Origin of the sequence: Massilia jejuensis (assembly GCF_042656795.1) — a bacterium.
Taxonomy (GTDB): domain Bacteria; phylum Pseudomonadota; class Gammaproteobacteria; order Burkholderiales; family Burkholderiaceae_D; genus Telluria; species Telluria jejuensis.
On record NZ_JBHSMS010000053.1, the window covers coordinates 45,665 to 59,902 of the forward strand.

The 14,238-nt window shown below is 66.3% G+C and carries 10 protein-coding genes, 3 tRNA genes and 1 pseudogene; 10 read left to right on the forward strand and 4 right to left on the reverse strand.

Annotated elements, in window-relative coordinates; translation table 11 throughout:
* From tssC to tssA, 5 genes are read left to right on the forward strand one after another with little or no spacing between them, the layout of a single operon-like run.
* Nucleotides 1-1,491, forward strand: a complete 1,491-nt coding sequence (gene tssC / locus ACFPOU_RS16570; RefSeq protein WP_379723535.1) for a type VI secretion system contractile sheath large subunit — start codon at nt 1-3, stop codon at nt 1,489-1,491.
* Nucleotides 1,492-1,524: 33 nt separating this feature from the next.
* The gene (locus ACFPOU_RS16575; RefSeq protein WP_379723538.1) at nt 1,525-2,016 is read left to right on the forward strand and encodes an Hcp family type VI secretion system effector; all 492 of its coding nucleotides are present in this window, start codon (nt 1,525-1,527) and stop codon (nt 2,014-2,016) included.
* A 60-nt stretch (nt 2,017-2,076) separates the two neighbouring features.
* On the forward strand, nt 2,077-2,580 hold the full coding sequence (gene tssE / locus ACFPOU_RS16580) for a type VI secretion system baseplate subunit TssE (protein ID WP_379723540.1): 504 nt from the start codon (nt 2,077-2,079) through the stop codon (nt 2,578-2,580).
* A 33-nt stretch (nt 2,581-2,613) separates the two neighbouring features.
* Nucleotides 2,614-5,277: a type VI secretion system ATPase TssH gene (gene tssH, locus ACFPOU_RS16585; protein ID WP_379723543.1), complete on the forward strand. Its 2,664-nt coding sequence runs from the start codon at nt 2,614-2,616 to the stop codon at nt 5,275-5,277.
* Nucleotides 5,278-5,287: 10 nt separating this feature from the next.
* The gene (tssA, locus tag ACFPOU_RS16590) at nt 5,288-6,283 is read left to right on the forward strand and encodes a type VI secretion system protein TssA (protein WP_379723546.1); all 996 of its coding nucleotides are present in this window, start codon (nt 5,288-5,290) and stop codon (nt 6,281-6,283) included.
* Between the two features lie 99 nt (nt 6,284-6,382).
* Here the strand turns inward: tssA and phaP are convergent, their stop codons facing one another.
* Entirely contained in the window at nt 6,383-6,964 is a 582-nt protein-coding gene (gene phaP, locus ACFPOU_RS16595) for a TIGR01841 family phasin (RefSeq protein WP_379723549.1), read from the reverse strand.
* A 241-nt stretch (nt 6,965-7,205) separates the two neighbouring features.
* Between phaP and cueR the strand changes: the two genes are divergently transcribed.
* Nucleotides 7,206-7,595, forward strand: a complete 390-nt coding sequence (cueR, locus tag ACFPOU_RS16600) for a Cu(I)-responsive transcriptional regulator (protein WP_379723552.1) — start codon at nt 7,206-7,208, stop codon at nt 7,593-7,595.
* Nucleotides 7,596-7,704: 109 nt separating this feature from the next.
* On the opposite strand, the gene ACFPOU_RS16605 is transcribed toward cueR, so the two are convergent.
* The 3 genes from ACFPOU_RS16605 to ACFPOU_RS16615 form a co-directional block, all read right to left on the reverse strand.
* Nucleotides 7,705-7,789: transfer RNA gene (locus ACFPOU_RS16605), tRNA-Leu, on the reverse strand.
* Between the two features lie 58 nt (nt 7,790-7,847).
* Nucleotides 7,848-7,932 (reverse strand) — tRNA-Leu (locus tag ACFPOU_RS16610).
* 63 nt (nt 7,933-7,995) lie between these two features.
* Nucleotides 7,996-8,080, reverse strand: a tRNA-Leu gene (locus ACFPOU_RS16615).
* Nucleotides 8,081-8,408: 328 nt separating this feature from the next.
* On the opposite strand from ACFPOU_RS16615, the pseudogene rnr reads away from it, so the two are divergent.
* The 4 genes and pseudogenes from rnr to ACFPOU_RS16635 form a co-directional block, all read left to right on the forward strand.
* Nucleotides 8,409-10,820, forward strand: a pseudogene (gene rnr / locus ACFPOU_RS16620) (ribonuclease R); the annotation flags it as partial.
* A 1,034-nt stretch (nt 10,821-11,854) separates the two neighbouring features.
* Nucleotides 11,855-12,595 carry a 23S rRNA (guanosine(2251)-2'-O)-methyltransferase RlmB gene (rlmB, locus tag ACFPOU_RS16625; protein ID WP_379723555.1) on the forward strand — a complete coding sequence of 247 codons (741 nt, stop codon included), beginning with the start codon at nt 11,855-11,857 and terminating at the stop codon, nt 12,593-12,595.
* 214 nt (nt 12,596-12,809) lie between these two features.
* Entirely contained in the window at nt 12,810-13,547 is a 738-nt protein-coding gene (cysE, locus tag ACFPOU_RS16630; RefSeq protein WP_379723558.1) for a serine O-acetyltransferase, read from the forward strand.
* Nucleotides 13,548-13,554: 7 nt separating this feature from the next.
* Entirely contained in the window at nt 13,555-14,232 is a 678-nt protein-coding gene (locus ACFPOU_RS16635; protein ID WP_379723561.1) for a YceH family protein, read from the forward strand.
* Nucleotides 14,233-14,238 lie beyond the last annotated feature (6 nt).

Here is a 14,238-nt window from a genome sequence, read left to right on the forward strand (position 1 = left end):
ATGGCGGCGATGCTCGGACCAGCCGTCAAACCGGCGCAAGCACTGGAACTGGACAATTCCCTGCTCGACCAGATTGTCGAGCAAAGCCGCGTGGCCGCCTCTCCCAGCGAGCATGAGCGGGCGCGCGACCTGATTTCCGAACTCGTGACCCAGGTCATGGCGGGCACGATGGTGGTGTCGCACAACCTGTCGGCGATGATCGACGCGCGCCTGGCGGAACTCGACCGCATGATTTCGACCCAGCTCTCCGCCGTCATGCACGCCCCCGAGTTCCAGAAACTCGAGCGCAGCTGGACCGGCCTGCAATACCTGGTGAAGAACTCGTCCACCGGTTCCGGCCTGCAGATCCGCATGCTCAACGCCAGCAAGCGCGAGCTGGTCAAGGACTTCCAGGCCGCGCTCGAATTCGACCAGAGCTCGCTCTTCAAGAAGATCTACGAAGAGGAATTCGGCACCTTCGGCGGCGCCCCCTACGGCGCGCTGGTGGGCGACTTCGAGATGAGCCGCCAGCCCGAGGACATGTATTTTCTCGAGCAGATGTCGCACGTGGCCGCCGCCAGCCACGCGCCCTTCATCACATCGAGCGCGCCGGAACTGTTCGGTGTCGACAGCTTCGGCGACCTGGGCAAACCGCGCGACCTGGCGAAAGTCTTCGACACCGTCGAATACGCGAAGTGGAAGGCGTTCCGCGAATCGGAAGACGCGCGCTACGTCGGCCTGACGCTGCCGTGTTTCCTGGGCCGCCTGCCGTATAACCCGGTGGACGGCATGACCACCGAAGGCTTCAACTTCGTGGAAGACGTCGACGGCACGGACCACGGCAAATACCTGTGGTGTAACGCCTCGTATGCGTTCGCATCGAAGCTGACCCGTGCCTTCGAGGACTACGGCTGGTGCGCGGCGATCCGGGGCGTCGAAGGCGGCGGCCTGGTGGAGAACCTGCCGGCCCATACCTTCAAGACCGACGAGGGCGAAGTCGCCCTGAAATGCCCGACCGAGGTGGCGATCACCGACCGCCGCGAAAAGGAGCTCTCGGACCTCGGCTTCATCTCGCTGGTGCACTGCAAGAACACCTCGTATGCCGCCTTCTTCGGGGCGCAGTCGGCGCAGAAAGCGAAGAAGTACGCGAACGAGGCGGCCAATGCGAACGCCATGCTGTCCTCGCAGCTGCAGTACATCTTTGCCGTCTCGCGCATCGCCCACTACATGAAGTCCATGATGCGCGACAAGATCGGCAGCTTCGCCGCCGCCGCCAACGTCGAGGATTACCTGAACCGCTGGCTGACCCAGTATGTCCTCCTCGACGACAACGCCAGCCAGGAACAGAAGGCGCAGTTCCCGCTGCGCGAGGCCAGCGTACAGGTGTCGGAAGTGCCGGGCCGCCCCGGCTGCTACCGCGCCGTGTCCTTCCTGCGTCCGCATTTCCAGCTCGATGAATTGTCCGTTTCTCTCCGACTGGTCGCGGAGTTGCCGCAGTCGACCAAAAGCTGATCCACCCATAACCTGAACCAGGAGCAAGCAAACATGGCAATTGACGTATATCTGCAGATCGATGGCATCAAGGGCGAATCGACGGACGACAAGCACAAGGACTGGATCGAATGCACCTCGGTGAACTGGGGCGTGAAGCAGCCGCGTTCGGCCACCGCTTCCACCGGCGGCGGCCACACGGCCGAGCGCTGCGAGCATGACGAGGTCACCTTCACCAAGCTCGCCGACCTGGCGTCGCCGATCCTGCTGCAGACCTGCTCGGCCGGCAAGACGATTCCGAAGGCGAAGCTGGAATTCATGCGCGCGGACGGCCAGGGCGACCGCATCAAGTACTTCGAGATCGAACTGGAAAATGTGCTGATCGGCGCGATCAAGCCGGCGGTCGAGGAAGGCGCGATCATCCAGGAGCGGGTCGGCCTGAAGTTCTCGAAGATCAAATGGAAGTACACCCAGCAGAAGGTGACCGGCGGCGCCGGCGGCAATACCTCGGGCGGTTGGGATCTGGCGACCAACAAGATCGCCTGACCGGCATCGGCGCGCGCGGCCGCCTGGCCGCGCGCTTTTATTTTCCTCGCGGGAGATTCCATGAACGGCTTTGCCCCTGGCCTGCTCGACCGCCTGATGGACGAGCGCAGCCAGCCGGGCGGCGCCGCTCCCGCGGCGGCGCCCGGCCTCACCATCGACCAGGTCAAGGACCAGGTCGCGCGGGATCTCGAAGCCCTGCTCAACACGCGCGCAGCGCTGCCGGCCAGCGCGTTCGAACGCTTCCCGCTGGCACGCGCCTCGATCCTCAATTACGGGCTGGTCGATTTCGCGGCCTTTTGCCTTTCCAGCGACGAAGACCGCGCCGCCATCTGCGCCAGCCTGACGCGCGCCATCGAGACCCACGAGCCGCGCCTGAAGGACGTCAGCGCCAGCCTGGAACTGGCCGAGGGCAGCGTCAACCGGCTCGACTTCGTGATCCACGCCAGGCTCGAACTCGAGGCCGGAGGCGACACCGTCAACTTCAGCGCCGCGCTGCAGCCATCCTCGCTGCACTACGCGATCAGGAAAGTGTCCCGTCCGCGCGGCGACGCCGGCCGGCGCTAGCTTCTACCTACCGACACAAAGGACGCGACACGCATGGACATCAACCTCAAGACCCTGATCGGCAAGCTCAATGACGCAACGCGTACCGCGGCCACGCGCGCGGCCGGCATCTGCGTCGGGCTCGGCCAGTATGAAGTCGACATCGAACACCTGTTCCTGGCGCTGCTCGAGCAGCCCGATTGCGACCTGGCCGTCGCCGCGCGCGCCTGCGGCATCAGCCTGGCCAGGCTGGAAGCGGACCTGCGCAACGAAGTCGCGCGCTTCGCCTGCGGCAGCGCGCGCACGCCCGTGTTCTCGAAGCACCTGCCGACCCTGCTCGAACATGCCTGGCTGATCGCTTCGCTGGGCAGGGAGGACACGCATGCCGCGCCGACCGCGATCCGAAGCGGCCATCTGCTGCTGGCGCTGCTCACCGAACCGGACCTGGCGCAACTGGCCCAGCGTGGCTCGCGCCTGTTCGCCGAATTCCCGCTCGAACGCCTGAAGCACGACTTCGACAAGCTCACGCGCGGCTCGGGTGAAGCGCTCGGCCCCGCCCCTTGCGGCGCACGGGATTGCCGGCCAGGGCAGGGCGGCGACCCCGTCGGCGAACTCGAAGCGCAGGCGCCAGGCAAGACGCCGGCGCTGGACCAGTTCACCACTTGCCTGACGCAGCGCGCGCGCGACGGCAAGGTCGATCCCGTGATCGGGCGCGACGCCGAGATCCGCCAGGCAATCGACATCCTGATGCGGCGCCGCCAGAACAACCCGATCCTGACCGGCGAGGCGGGCGTCGGCAAGACCGCCGTGGTCGAGGGACTTGCGCTGCGCGTCGTGCAGGGCGACGTGCCGGAAGTACTGCGCGGGGTCGAGATCCACACCCTCGACATGGGCCTGCTGCAGGCCGGCGCCAGCGTCAAGGGCGAGTTCGAGAACCGCCTCAAGAACGTGATCGACGAAGTCAGGAAGAGTCCGCACGCGATCATCCTCTTCATCGACGAGGCGCACACGATGATCGGCGCCGGTGGCGCGGCCGGCCAGAACGACGCGGCCAACCTGCTCAAGCCCGCACTGGCGCGCGGCGAGCTGCGCACCATCGCCGCCACCACCTGGGGCGAGTACAAGAAGTATTTCGAGAAGGACGCGGCGCTGGCGCGGCGCTTCCAGGTGATCAAGGTCGAAGAGCCCGACGAGGAAACCGCCTGCGCCATGCTGCGCGCGATGGCGCCGCTGATGGAGCGGCATTTCGGCGTGCGCGTCTACGACGACGCCATTACCGAGGCGGTGCGCCTGTCGCACCGCTACATCAGCGGCCGCCAGCTGCCGGACAAGGCCATCAGCGTGCTCGACACCGCCTGCGCCAAGGTCGCGCTCGGCCAGAGCGCCACGCCGGCGCTGCTCGAATCCTGCGTGCGCCGCATCGAACGCGCCGATGCGCGGATCGCCGCGCTCGAACGCGAACAGAGCGCCGGCGGCGAGCATACGGCGCGCCTGGTGATGCTGCGCGGCGAACGGCTGGCGGCGCTGGCCGAGCAGGAGCGCCTCGCGGCGCGCTGGGAGCAGGAGCGTGCGCTGACCGCCGACATCGCGCGCATGCGCGGCGAGCTGGAAGCCGGCCGCGGCGACAGTCCGGCCCTGCGCACCCTCGTCGACGAGCTGCGCGCGGTGCAGGGCGAGGCGCCGCTGGTGCCGGTCCAGGTCGACGGCCACACGGTGGCCGGCATCGTCGCCGGCTGGACCGGCATTCCGCTCGGACGCATGGTGAAGGACGAAATCAAGACCGTCCTGCAGCTGCAGTCGCTGCTGGACGAACGCATCCTCGGCCAGTCGCATGCGACTTTCGCCGTCGCCCAGCGCGTGCGCACGGCGCGTGCCAACCTGGACGACCCGAACAAGCCGAAGGGCGTCTTCCTGTTCGTCGGCACCTCGGGCGTCGGCAAGACCGAGACGGCGCTGGCGCTGGCCGACCTGCTGTACGGCGGCGAGCGCAAACTGGTCACCATCAACATGAGCGAATACCAGGAAGCGCACAGCGTCTCCGGCCTGAAAGGCTCGCCGCCGGGCTATGTCGGCTATGGCGAGGGGGGCGTGCTGACCGAAGCCGTGCGGCGCAACCCCTACAGCGTGGTGCTGCTCGACGAAGTGGAAAAGGCGCACCCGGACGTGCTCGAGCTGTTCTTCCAGGTCTTCGACAAGGGCGTGCTGGACGACGCCGAGGGACGCCAGATCGACTTCCGCAACACGATCATCATCCTCACCTCGAACACCGCCTCGTCCACGATGATGGGGGCTTGCCTGAACAAGACCGCGGCGGAGATGCCGAAACCCGAGCAACTGCTGGAGATGATACGCCCGCAGCTGATGAAGCAGTTCAAGCCGGCCTTCCTCGGCCGCCTGGCAACGGTGCCTTTCTATCCGATCGGCGACGAGGTCCTGGCCAACATCATCCGCCTGAAACTGGACCGCATCGGCCAGCGCGTGCGCGACAACCATCATGCGAGCTTCGAATACGACGAGGCGCTGGTCGACGCCGTCTTGAGCCGCTGCACCGAGGTCGATTCCGGCGCGCGCAATGTCGACACTATCCTCAACGGCACGCTGCTGCCGGAGATCGCCGACAGCCTGCTGGCCCGGATGGCCGAGGGCGGGACGCTCGCGCGCATCAGGGTCGGGGCGACCAAGGCCGGCAAGTTCAAGTACGCGATCGAAGCGGCCTGAGGAGATTGCCATGTTCAAGGTAGAACAATTACTCAACCCGGTCGGCGCCGGCGCGCCCTGCGGCGAAGACCTCGCGTTCTCGCCCGAGCTCGACGCCATCGCCCAGGCGCGCAAGGCCGACGATCCCTCGATCGAGCAGGGCGCCTGGGTCACCACGCTCAAGGAAGCCGACTGGAAGTTCGTGGCGAAGCGCTGCGCGCTCCTGATCGAGACCCGCAGCAAGGACTTGCAGCTGGCGGTCTGGCTGGCCGAGGCAAGCGCGAAAACGGGTGGACTGCGCAGCCTGGCCGACGCATTGCGCGTCATCGGCGCCCTGTGCGAACGCTACTGGGACGGCCTGTATCCGCAGCCCGACGAAGGCGGCCACGAGCAGCGCATCGGCAACCTGTGCTGGATCGCGGCGCGCGTGCCGCAGCTGGTGATGGAATGCCCGGTCACCGAAGGCACGGCCATTTCGATGCGCGAAATCGAAGCGGCGCGCGCCCGCGGTAGCGAAGCGATCGCCAGCGTGGAAGCGGCGCGCACCCGTACCTCGACAGCCTTCCAGCAAGCCTTGCTCGACGACTGCAATGACTGCCTGGCGGCCCTCGACGCGCTGGAAACGGCGGTCGATACGCGCCTGGATGCGGACGGTCCGAGCTTCAGCGCCGCGCGCTCGGCGCTGCAGAACCTGGCGCATTTCGTCACCCCGGCCGGCGCCAGCGCGGCCGGCCTGTCCGCTGCCGCGAGTCCGGCCATGGCGCAGCCAGGCACGCCGGTAGCGGCCGCGCGCGCGCTGCCGGTGTTCGCCGGGGCCATCGCCAGCCGGGCGCAGGCGCTGGGTCAATTGCGGGCGGTGGCCGATTTCTTCCGCCAGACCGAGCCGCACAGCCCGGTTGCCTACCTGGCCGACAAGGCGGCCAACTGGGGCGAGCAGCCGCTGCACGTATGGCTGAAGACGGTCGTGAAGGATGCGGGCTCCCTGGCCCATGTGGAGGAAATACTGGGGATCGTGAAGGAGGAATAAGGCGACATATTCTTTCACCGGACGGTCCTCGGTGAAAGAATATTTCAGGGCGGCGCGAGCCGCCCTGTCGGGTCAGCCGGCTGGCGACTCGACTTGCTGTTATTGCGCCGGCTTGTCGGCCGGCTGCGCCCCGGCTGCCGCCTTGTCCGTGCCCGGGTTGACGAGCAAGGCCGCCTTGGCGATCTGCTCCTCGACATTCTTGACGGCGTCGCGCGTGGCTTGCGTGACCTGCTCGTAGCCCTTGAAGGCATTGTCGATCGCGGCCTTGATGATCTCGACCGCGTTTTCCGACCCGGGCTTGACGTTCTGCGTGACGTCGTAGATCAGCGCCGACAGGGTGCTCTTCGCCTCGGCCACGTGGACGTCGGCGGCGCGGCGAAATTCGCTTTGCATCTCCTCGATGATGACCTTCATCTGGTCGCGGTACTCGACGCCGCCGGCCATGTCCGGCTGCATGCGTGCCGACAGGGCGTCGAAAGCGGCGCGGGCGTCCTGGGCCTGGGTCAGATCGCGGCTGGCCGCGAGCGTCTTGTCCATCGTGCTGCGGGCGGTGGCCATGTTGAGCGCCATGACCTGCTCCAGTCCCTTGACGGTCTTATTGGCAAGCATGTCAAAGGTCTGCATTTGCAGGTCAAACAGGGTTTTGGTAGCGGATGCGAATTGTTCGGGACTCGTGAACATCAATGTCTCCTCGGTTCTGTAATTAAAGCGATGGGCGACCTGCGGGCTAACCAGACCTATTATTTAACAACGATGAGCTTTTCGCAACGGCTGTCCCGATACGGACCGGCACGCGTGACGCTCTCGTCGTAGCCGAGCATAACCCCTTCAGGCGCGCAGTCAAGGAATTTGTCTTGCGCTTCCCACGATGGGAAGGTGTATCCTGCCTCGCATGAGCGCAGCGTACATGAACAGGAGCGGGATGAATATCGGCGAAGCGGCCAAGGCCTCGGGCGTATCGAGCAAGATGATCCGCCATTACGAGTCGATCGGCTTGATCGACGCGGCGCGCCGCACCGCGGCCGGCTACCGGCTGTACGGTCAGCGCGAAGTACAGGTGCTGCAATTCATTCACCGGGCGCGGGCGCTGGGCTTTTCGCTGGAACAGATCCGCGCGCTGCTGGCCCTGTGGCAGGACGACAAGCGCGCCAGCGCCGATGTGCGGGCCCTGGCGCGCAGCCATATCGCGGAACTCGAACGGAAAATCGCGGAGATGGAGGCGATGAAACGCACGCTCGCCAGGCTGGCGGCCTCCTGCCAAGGCGGCGCGCGTCCGGATTGCCCGATTCTCGACGACCTCGCGGCAGGCTAGACGGGGCCGCACGAGGCGCACAACGCACAACGCACAACGCACAACGCAAAACGCCGCAATCCTTTTGCAAAGATTGCGGCGTTTTGCGCCGAACTCACCGGAAAACCCGTGGTGCCCACGGAGGGACTCGAACCCCCACACCTCGCGGCACACGGACCTGAACCGTGCGCGTCTACCAATTCCGCCACGTGGGCACTGCTGTTACGACTACGGTAAAACGACTGCAAATGATGCGGAAGTACTGCCAGTAGATGGTGCCCACGGAGGGACTCGAACCCCCACACCTTGCGGCACACGGACCTGAACCGTGCGCGTCTACCAATTCCGCCACGTGGGCACTGGTATTGCATGACTACGATAAAACGAACCAACGAACTTGCGCGGATATACATCCAGTAGATGGTGCCCACGGAGGGACTCGAACCCCCACACCTTGCGGCACACGGACCTGAACCGTGCGCGTCTACCAATTCCGCCACGTGGGCATTGTTACTGCTTGCAACCGAAGCTGATACAATATCAGGCTTTCCTGTTTTTCGCTAGATCAACTTTCGCTGCTTCCGGCGCAGAATGTCCCGTGATTGCTTCTGCTTTTCTTTGCCTGGACATTGCCGTCCTTGCGAAAGAGCCGAGATTATAGCGGATGGTTTGCAAAAGTCAAAGACCCGCTCGCCGCCGGCGCAGCGCCGCCTCGGCGCACGCTTCGTTAGGCGAATAGCCCGGTCCTCCGTTACACTACGCCTGGCAAGGCGTCAATCCAGCCACGGTGCCGGTCGCTCCGGAAACCCATTAAGAACAATTCAAGAAGACGATTTGAAGCAACCTACTCATACTATTCCTAGCCGAGAGGAAATTCTCGGTGTGTTCCGTGATGCCGGTACGTCGCTCGATGCGACCACGCTCGCACGTGCCCTTCAAGTCAATCCCGCCGCCCAGGAAGTATTGGGACGACGCCTGAATGCAATGGAACGCGATGGCCAGATCCGCAGCGAAGGCGAGGGCAGTTATGCGCTTGCCGACCAGGCCGGTTTTATCGCAGGCAAGGTCAGCGCCCACCGCGATGGCTTCGGCTTCGTCATCCCCGACGAGCCGGGCAATGACCTGTTCCTGAACGACAAAGAGATGCAGAAAGTGCTCCATGGCGACCGCGTGCTGGCGAAAGTCACCGGCACCGACCGCCGCGGCCGCCTGGAAGGCACGATCGTCGAAGTCGTCGCGCGCGCCAATACCCACGTCATCGGGCGCCTGCTCAATGAAGGCGGTGTCTGGATCGTGTCGCCCGAAGACCAGCGCATGAACCAGGACATCCTGATCGCCGGTTCGCCCGGCAAGGCCAAGGCCGGCCAGGTCGTCTCGGTCGAGCTGATCGAACAGCCGGCGCGCTTCCAGAAGCCCACCGGCCGCATCGTCGAAGTGCTCGGCGAACTCGACGACCCGGGCATGGAAATCGAAATCGCCGTGCGCAAGTTCGGCGTGCCGCACGTGTTTTCCCCTGCCGCCCTGAAGCAGGCGAACAGGCTGCCGAACGAAGTGGTCGATGCCGACCTGGCCGACCGCGTCGACCTGCGCGACGTTGCGCTGGTGACCATCGACGGCGAAGACGCCCGCGACTTCGACGACGCCGTCTACTGCGAACCGGTCAAGATCGGCGCCGACGCGGGCTTTCGCCTGCTGGTCGCCATCGCCGACGTCAGCCATTACGTGAAGCCGAACGACGGCCTCGATGTCGACGCCATCGAGCGCAGCACCTCGGTCTACTTCCCGCGCCGCGTGATCCCGATGCTGCCGGAAAAGCTGTCGAACGGCCTGTGTTCGCTGAACCCCGCCGTCGATCGCCTGAGCCTGGTGTGCGACATGGTCGTCAGCAGCGAAGGCGTCGTCCAGGCCTACCAGTTCTACCCGGCCGTGATCCACTCGGCCGCACGCCTGACCTATAACCAGGTCGCCGACATCCTGCTCGACCCGAAAGGCGAGGAAGCTGGACGCCGTCCGGCCATCGTGCCGCACCTGCAAAACCTGAACGGCGTGTTCCAGGCGCTGCTCGGCGCGCGCCAGCTGCGCGGCGCCATCGATTTCGAGACGACCGAAACCTATATCGTCTGCAACCCGATGGGCAAGATCGAGAAGATCATCCCGCGCACCCGCAACGAAGCGCACCGCCTGATCGAGGAATGCATGCTGGCCGCGAACGTCTGCGCCGCCGACCTCCTGATCCGCCACAAGCATCCGGGCACCTTCCGCATCCACGCCACGCCGACCGAGGAAAAGCTGAACCAGCTGCGTACCTTCCTCAAGATGACGGGCCTGAACCTGGGCGGCGGCCTGAAGCCGTCCGCCGGCGACTATGCCGCCCTGATGCGCGAAATCAAGGAGCGTCCCGACGCGGCCCTGCTGCAGACCATGCTGCTGCGCTCGATGCAGCAAGCCGTCTACAGCCCGGACAACGTCGGCCACTTCGGCCTGGCCTACGAGGCCTATGCCCACTTCACCAGCCCGATCCGCCGCTATCCCGACCTGCTGACCCACCGCGCGATCAAGGCGATCTTGCTGGGCAAGAAGTACGAGCCGAAAGGCATCGACCTGTCCATGCTCAATACGAACGTCTCGAACGCGACGCGCAAGCAGGCCGCCAAGGACAAGGCCGACGGCAAGCCGAAGAAGGACGAAAAAGACCTGACGATCTGGGACGCCCTGGGCGTGCACTGCTCGGCCAACGAGCGCCGCGCCGACGAAGCCTCGCGCGACGTCGAGAACTGGCTGAAGTGCTACTTCATGCAGGACAAGCTGGGCGAGTCCTTCACCGGCATCGTCGCCGGCGTGACCACCTTCGGCATCTTCGTGCAGCTCGACGAACTGTATGTCGAGGGCCTGGTCCACGTGACCGGCCTGGGCGAGGATTACTTCCAGTACGACGAAGCGCGCCACGTGCTGCGCGGCGAGCGGACCGGCAAGACCTTCGGCCTGACCGACCGCGTTACCGTGCAGGTGGCCAAGGTCGACCTGGAAGCACGCAAGATCGACCTGGTGCTGGCGCAGGATGGCAACGCCGACGCCGCACCGGTGCAGGGCCGCTCGGGCGGCCGCCGCGACGAGAACAAGCCGGGCCGCAACCGCGGTGCGTATGCGCAGCCCGCGCTTCAGGTCCAGGCGCAGGCCCCGGCCCAGGCTGCGCGCCAGGCCGGCAATGCCCCTGCCGAAGAAGGCAAGAGCAGCCGCTCGAAGCGTTCGCGCCGTGGCCGCAAGGAACGTGCGATGGCGCGCGAACTGGCAGCCGAACTGCCGGTCGCGACCCAGCAGCAGCCGCAAGCGCAAGTCCCGGCGCAGCCTGGGCCCGACGGGAACGCGAACGAGGCTGCCGGCAACGGCGAATCGAACCGTTCGCGCCGTTCGCGCAAGGAGCGTGCAGCCGCGCGCGAACTGGCGAACGCGGCGCCGGTGATGGAGCAGGCGCCGCTGCGACTGGCCGACATCGGCCAGGAGACGGGCGAATCGAAACGTGCGCGCCGCGCGCGCAAGGAGCAGGAAGCTACGCTCGAGGCAACCGGACAGGCGGGCGCGCAGCCTGCCGTGCCCGAGCAGGCGCAGGCGCAGGTGCAGATGCAGATGCAGGTGCAGGCCCCGCCGTCCGCCGCGCCGGCCGAGGCCAAGCCTGCGCGCCGTCCGCGCAAGCAGCAAGCTGTGACCGAACAGCCGGCCCACGTTGCCGAAGCACTGGGTGCCGACGCACCGGGTGCCGAAGCACCGGGTGCCGAAGCACCGGCTGCCGACGCATCGGGTGCCGAAGCACCGGCCGCAACGAGGCGTCCACGCGCCGCGCGCAAGCCGGTCGCGGCGGTGCAGGAAGCTGCCATGCCGGCGGTGCAGATCGTGGCCGAGGCCGCCGACACGGCCGCCGTGAAGCGTCCGCGCAAGACCCGGGCCGCAGCACCGGTCGACGTCGCGGCGCCGGCGCTGCAAGCCGAGGCTGTAGTCGCGCCGAAGCGTGCCCGCGCCGCCAAGGCGGCAGCACCGGCGCCTGTTGCAGCCGTGCAGGCAGCCGAGGCCCCGGCCACGGCAAGCCGCGCCCGTGCCGTCAAGGCCGAGGCAGCCCCGGCCGCAGCAGCAGCGGCAGTCCCGGCAGCAGCCCCGGCCGAAGCAGCCCCGGCCGCGGCAGCACCGGCGGCAAAAAAGAGCGCCGCCAGGAAAAGCGCCGCCGCCAAGCCTGCCGCCAAGGCAGCGAGTACCACCTCCAAAACGAGCAGCAAGAAGAAAAGCAACGCATGAAGAACAAGATGATTTTCGGCTTCCACGCCGTGACCTCGCGGCTGCGCCACGAAGCCCAGTCGGTGGAGGAAATCTTCGTCGACGCCGAACGTAACGACGGCCGCATGAAGGACCTGATCGCCAACGCGAAAGCGGCCGGCGTGCGCGTCATGCCGGTCGAGGCGGGCCGTCTCGACAAGATCGTCGGCACCCGCCGCCACCAGGGCGTGATCGCATTTGCCAGCCAGCTGGCGCTGGCGCGCAATCTCGACGAGCTGCTCGACGCCATCGAAGGTCCGCCGCTGCTCCTGATCCTCGACGGCATCACCGATCCGCACAACCTGGGCGCCTGCCTGCGCGTGGCCGACGGCGTCGGCGCGCACGCGGTCATCGTGCCGAAGGACCGCGCGGTCGGCCTGAACGCCACCGCCGCGAAAGTGGCCAGCGGCGCGGCCGAGACGGTTCCCTACATCACCGTGACCAACCTCGCCCGCACCATGCGCGAGTTGAAGGAGCGCGGCATCTGGCTGATCGGCACCTCGGACGACGCCGAAAAGAGCCTGTATGAAGCCGACTTCACCGGCCCGACCGCGCTGGTGATGGGTTCCGAAGGCGAGGGCATGCGGCGCCTGACGCGCGAAACCTGCGACCTGCTGGTCAACATCCCGATGTTCGGTTCGGTCGAGAGCCTGAACGTCTCGGTCGCCTCGGGCGTCTGCCTGTACGAAGCACGCCGCCAGCGCGGGGTGCAAGCCTGAGGTGCATGGGCCGGCGGACCCTGTCCTGCCGGCGACGGCGCGCTGCGAATGGGCCGTCCGGGCAATACCGGACGGCCCATTTTCTTGTGCGGCACGCCATGAAGCAAGGCGCGGTAACATGGCAGTATTGGTCCGGATGTCAAAATTGCTTGCTCCCGAGCAGCCGCCCGGCCGATAAGCTACCATTGCCGCCTGTTTTTCTCCTGTCCCTATTATGTTTTCCTCGTTGCGCGAAGATATCAAGAGCATCATCGAACGCGACCCGGCCGCCCGTAACGGCTGGGAAGTGCTCACTTGCTACCCGGGCTTGCACGCCATCGTCATGCACGACTGGGCGCACGCCTGCTGGAAGCTGAACCTGAAGTGGCTCGGCCGCTTCATCTCGTACATCGCGCGCGTCATCACCGGCATCGAAATCCATCCGGGCGCCGTCATCGGCCGCCGGGTCTTCATCGACCACGGCTTCGGCGTAGTGATCGGCGAGACGGCCATCGTCGGCGACGACTGCACCATCTACCAGGGCGTCACCCTCGGCGGCACCACGCTCGTTGCCGGCACCAAGCGCCATCCGACGCTCGAACGCGGCGTCATCGTCGGCGCCGGCGCCCAGGTGCTGGGGGCGTTCACGGTCGGCGAATTCGCCAAGGTCGGCTCCAATGCGGTGGTGGTCAAGCCGGTGCCGGCCGGCGCCACGGCCGTCGGCAATCCGGCCCACATCATCCGCAAGGAAGAACAGTCGCGCAGTGCCCGCATGTTCGCCGCCTATGGCGTGGCGCCGAACGGCGACGACCCGATCTCGAAAGCCCTGCGCGGCCTGATCGACCATGTGGCGCGCCAGGACGAGCAGATCGAACGCCTGACGGCCACCATCAAGGCGGCCGGGATCGCCTGTCCGAACGTGCTGGAGGGTGATAAACTCGATTCGGCCGAATTGAACCGGCTGGTCGACTGAGGAATCCATGACTGAAGAAACCACTGGCGCCGGCACCGGCGACGTGCTCGACCCGTTCGAGATCCGCGTCCTGGCCGTGCTGGCCGAGAAAGAAGCGCTCACGCCCGACAATTATCCGATGTCGCTCAACGCCATCGTCAACGGCTGCAACCAGCTCTCGAGCCGCGATCCGGTGATGCAGCTGACCGAGGAGACGGTGCAGGACACGCTGCGGCGCCTGATCGAACGGCGCCTGGTGAGCGGCGTCAGCGGCGCCGGCGCGCGCGTCACCAAGTACGAGCACCGCATGCGCATCAAGTGGACGCTCGAGCAGGACAAGGTGGCGGTGCTGACGATCCTGATGCTGCGCGGCCTGCAGACCGCCGGCGAGATCCGTACCCGCAGCGGACGCCTGCACGAATTCAAGACGGTGGCAGAGGTCGAGGCGCCGCTGCAATTTTTGATCGACAAATACCCGCCGCTGGTGGCGCGCCTCGATCGCGCCCCGGGTACCAAGGAGCCGCGCTACGGCCAGCTGCTCGGCGGCGAGATCTCGACCGCGCGCGACGACTCGGCCTTTGGCGCGGCCAGCACGCCGGCGCCGTCGAGCCGCATCGGCCAGCTGGAAGAGGAAGTGGCGAACCTGCGTCTCGAAGTCGCCGACCTGAAGGCGCAGTTCGAAGCGTTTCGCCAGCAGTTCCAGTAAGGCCGG

Excerpts from the sequence above, each read along its gene's own strand:
- tssC (WP_379723535.1), top strand. The coding sequence starts at position 1 with ATGGCGGCGATGCTCGGACCAGCCGTCAAACCGGCGCAAGCACTGGAA.
- ACFPOU_RS16575 (WP_379723538.1), top strand. The coding sequence starts at position 1,525 with ATGGCAATTGACGTATATCTGCAGATCGATGGCATCAAGGGCGAATCG.
- tssE (WP_379723540.1), top strand. The coding sequence starts at position 2,077 with ATGAACGGCTTTGCCCCTGGCCTGCTCGACCGCCTGATGGACGAGCGC.
- tssH (WP_379723543.1), top strand. The coding sequence starts at position 2,614 with ATGGACATCAACCTCAAGACCCTGATCGGCAAGCTCAATGACGCAACG.
- tssA (WP_379723546.1), top strand. The coding sequence starts at position 5,288 with ATGTTCAAGGTAGAACAATTACTCAACCCGGTCGGCGCCGGCGCGCCC.
- phaP (WP_379723549.1), bottom strand. The coding sequence starts at position 6,964 with ATGTTCACGAGTCCCGAACAATTCGCATCCGCTACCAAAACCCTGTTT.
- cueR (WP_379723552.1), top strand. The coding sequence starts at position 7,206 with ATGAATATCGGCGAAGCGGCCAAGGCCTCGGGCGTATCGAGCAAGATG.
- rlmB (WP_379723555.1), top strand. The coding sequence starts at position 11,855 with ATGAAGAACAAGATGATTTTCGGCTTCCACGCCGTGACCTCGCGGCTG.
- cysE (WP_379723558.1), top strand. The coding sequence starts at position 12,810 with ATGTTTTCCTCGTTGCGCGAAGATATCAAGAGCATCATCGAACGCGAC.
- ACFPOU_RS16635 (WP_379723561.1), top strand. The coding sequence starts at position 13,555 with ATGACTGAAGAAACCACTGGCGCCGGCACCGGCGACGTGCTCGACCCG.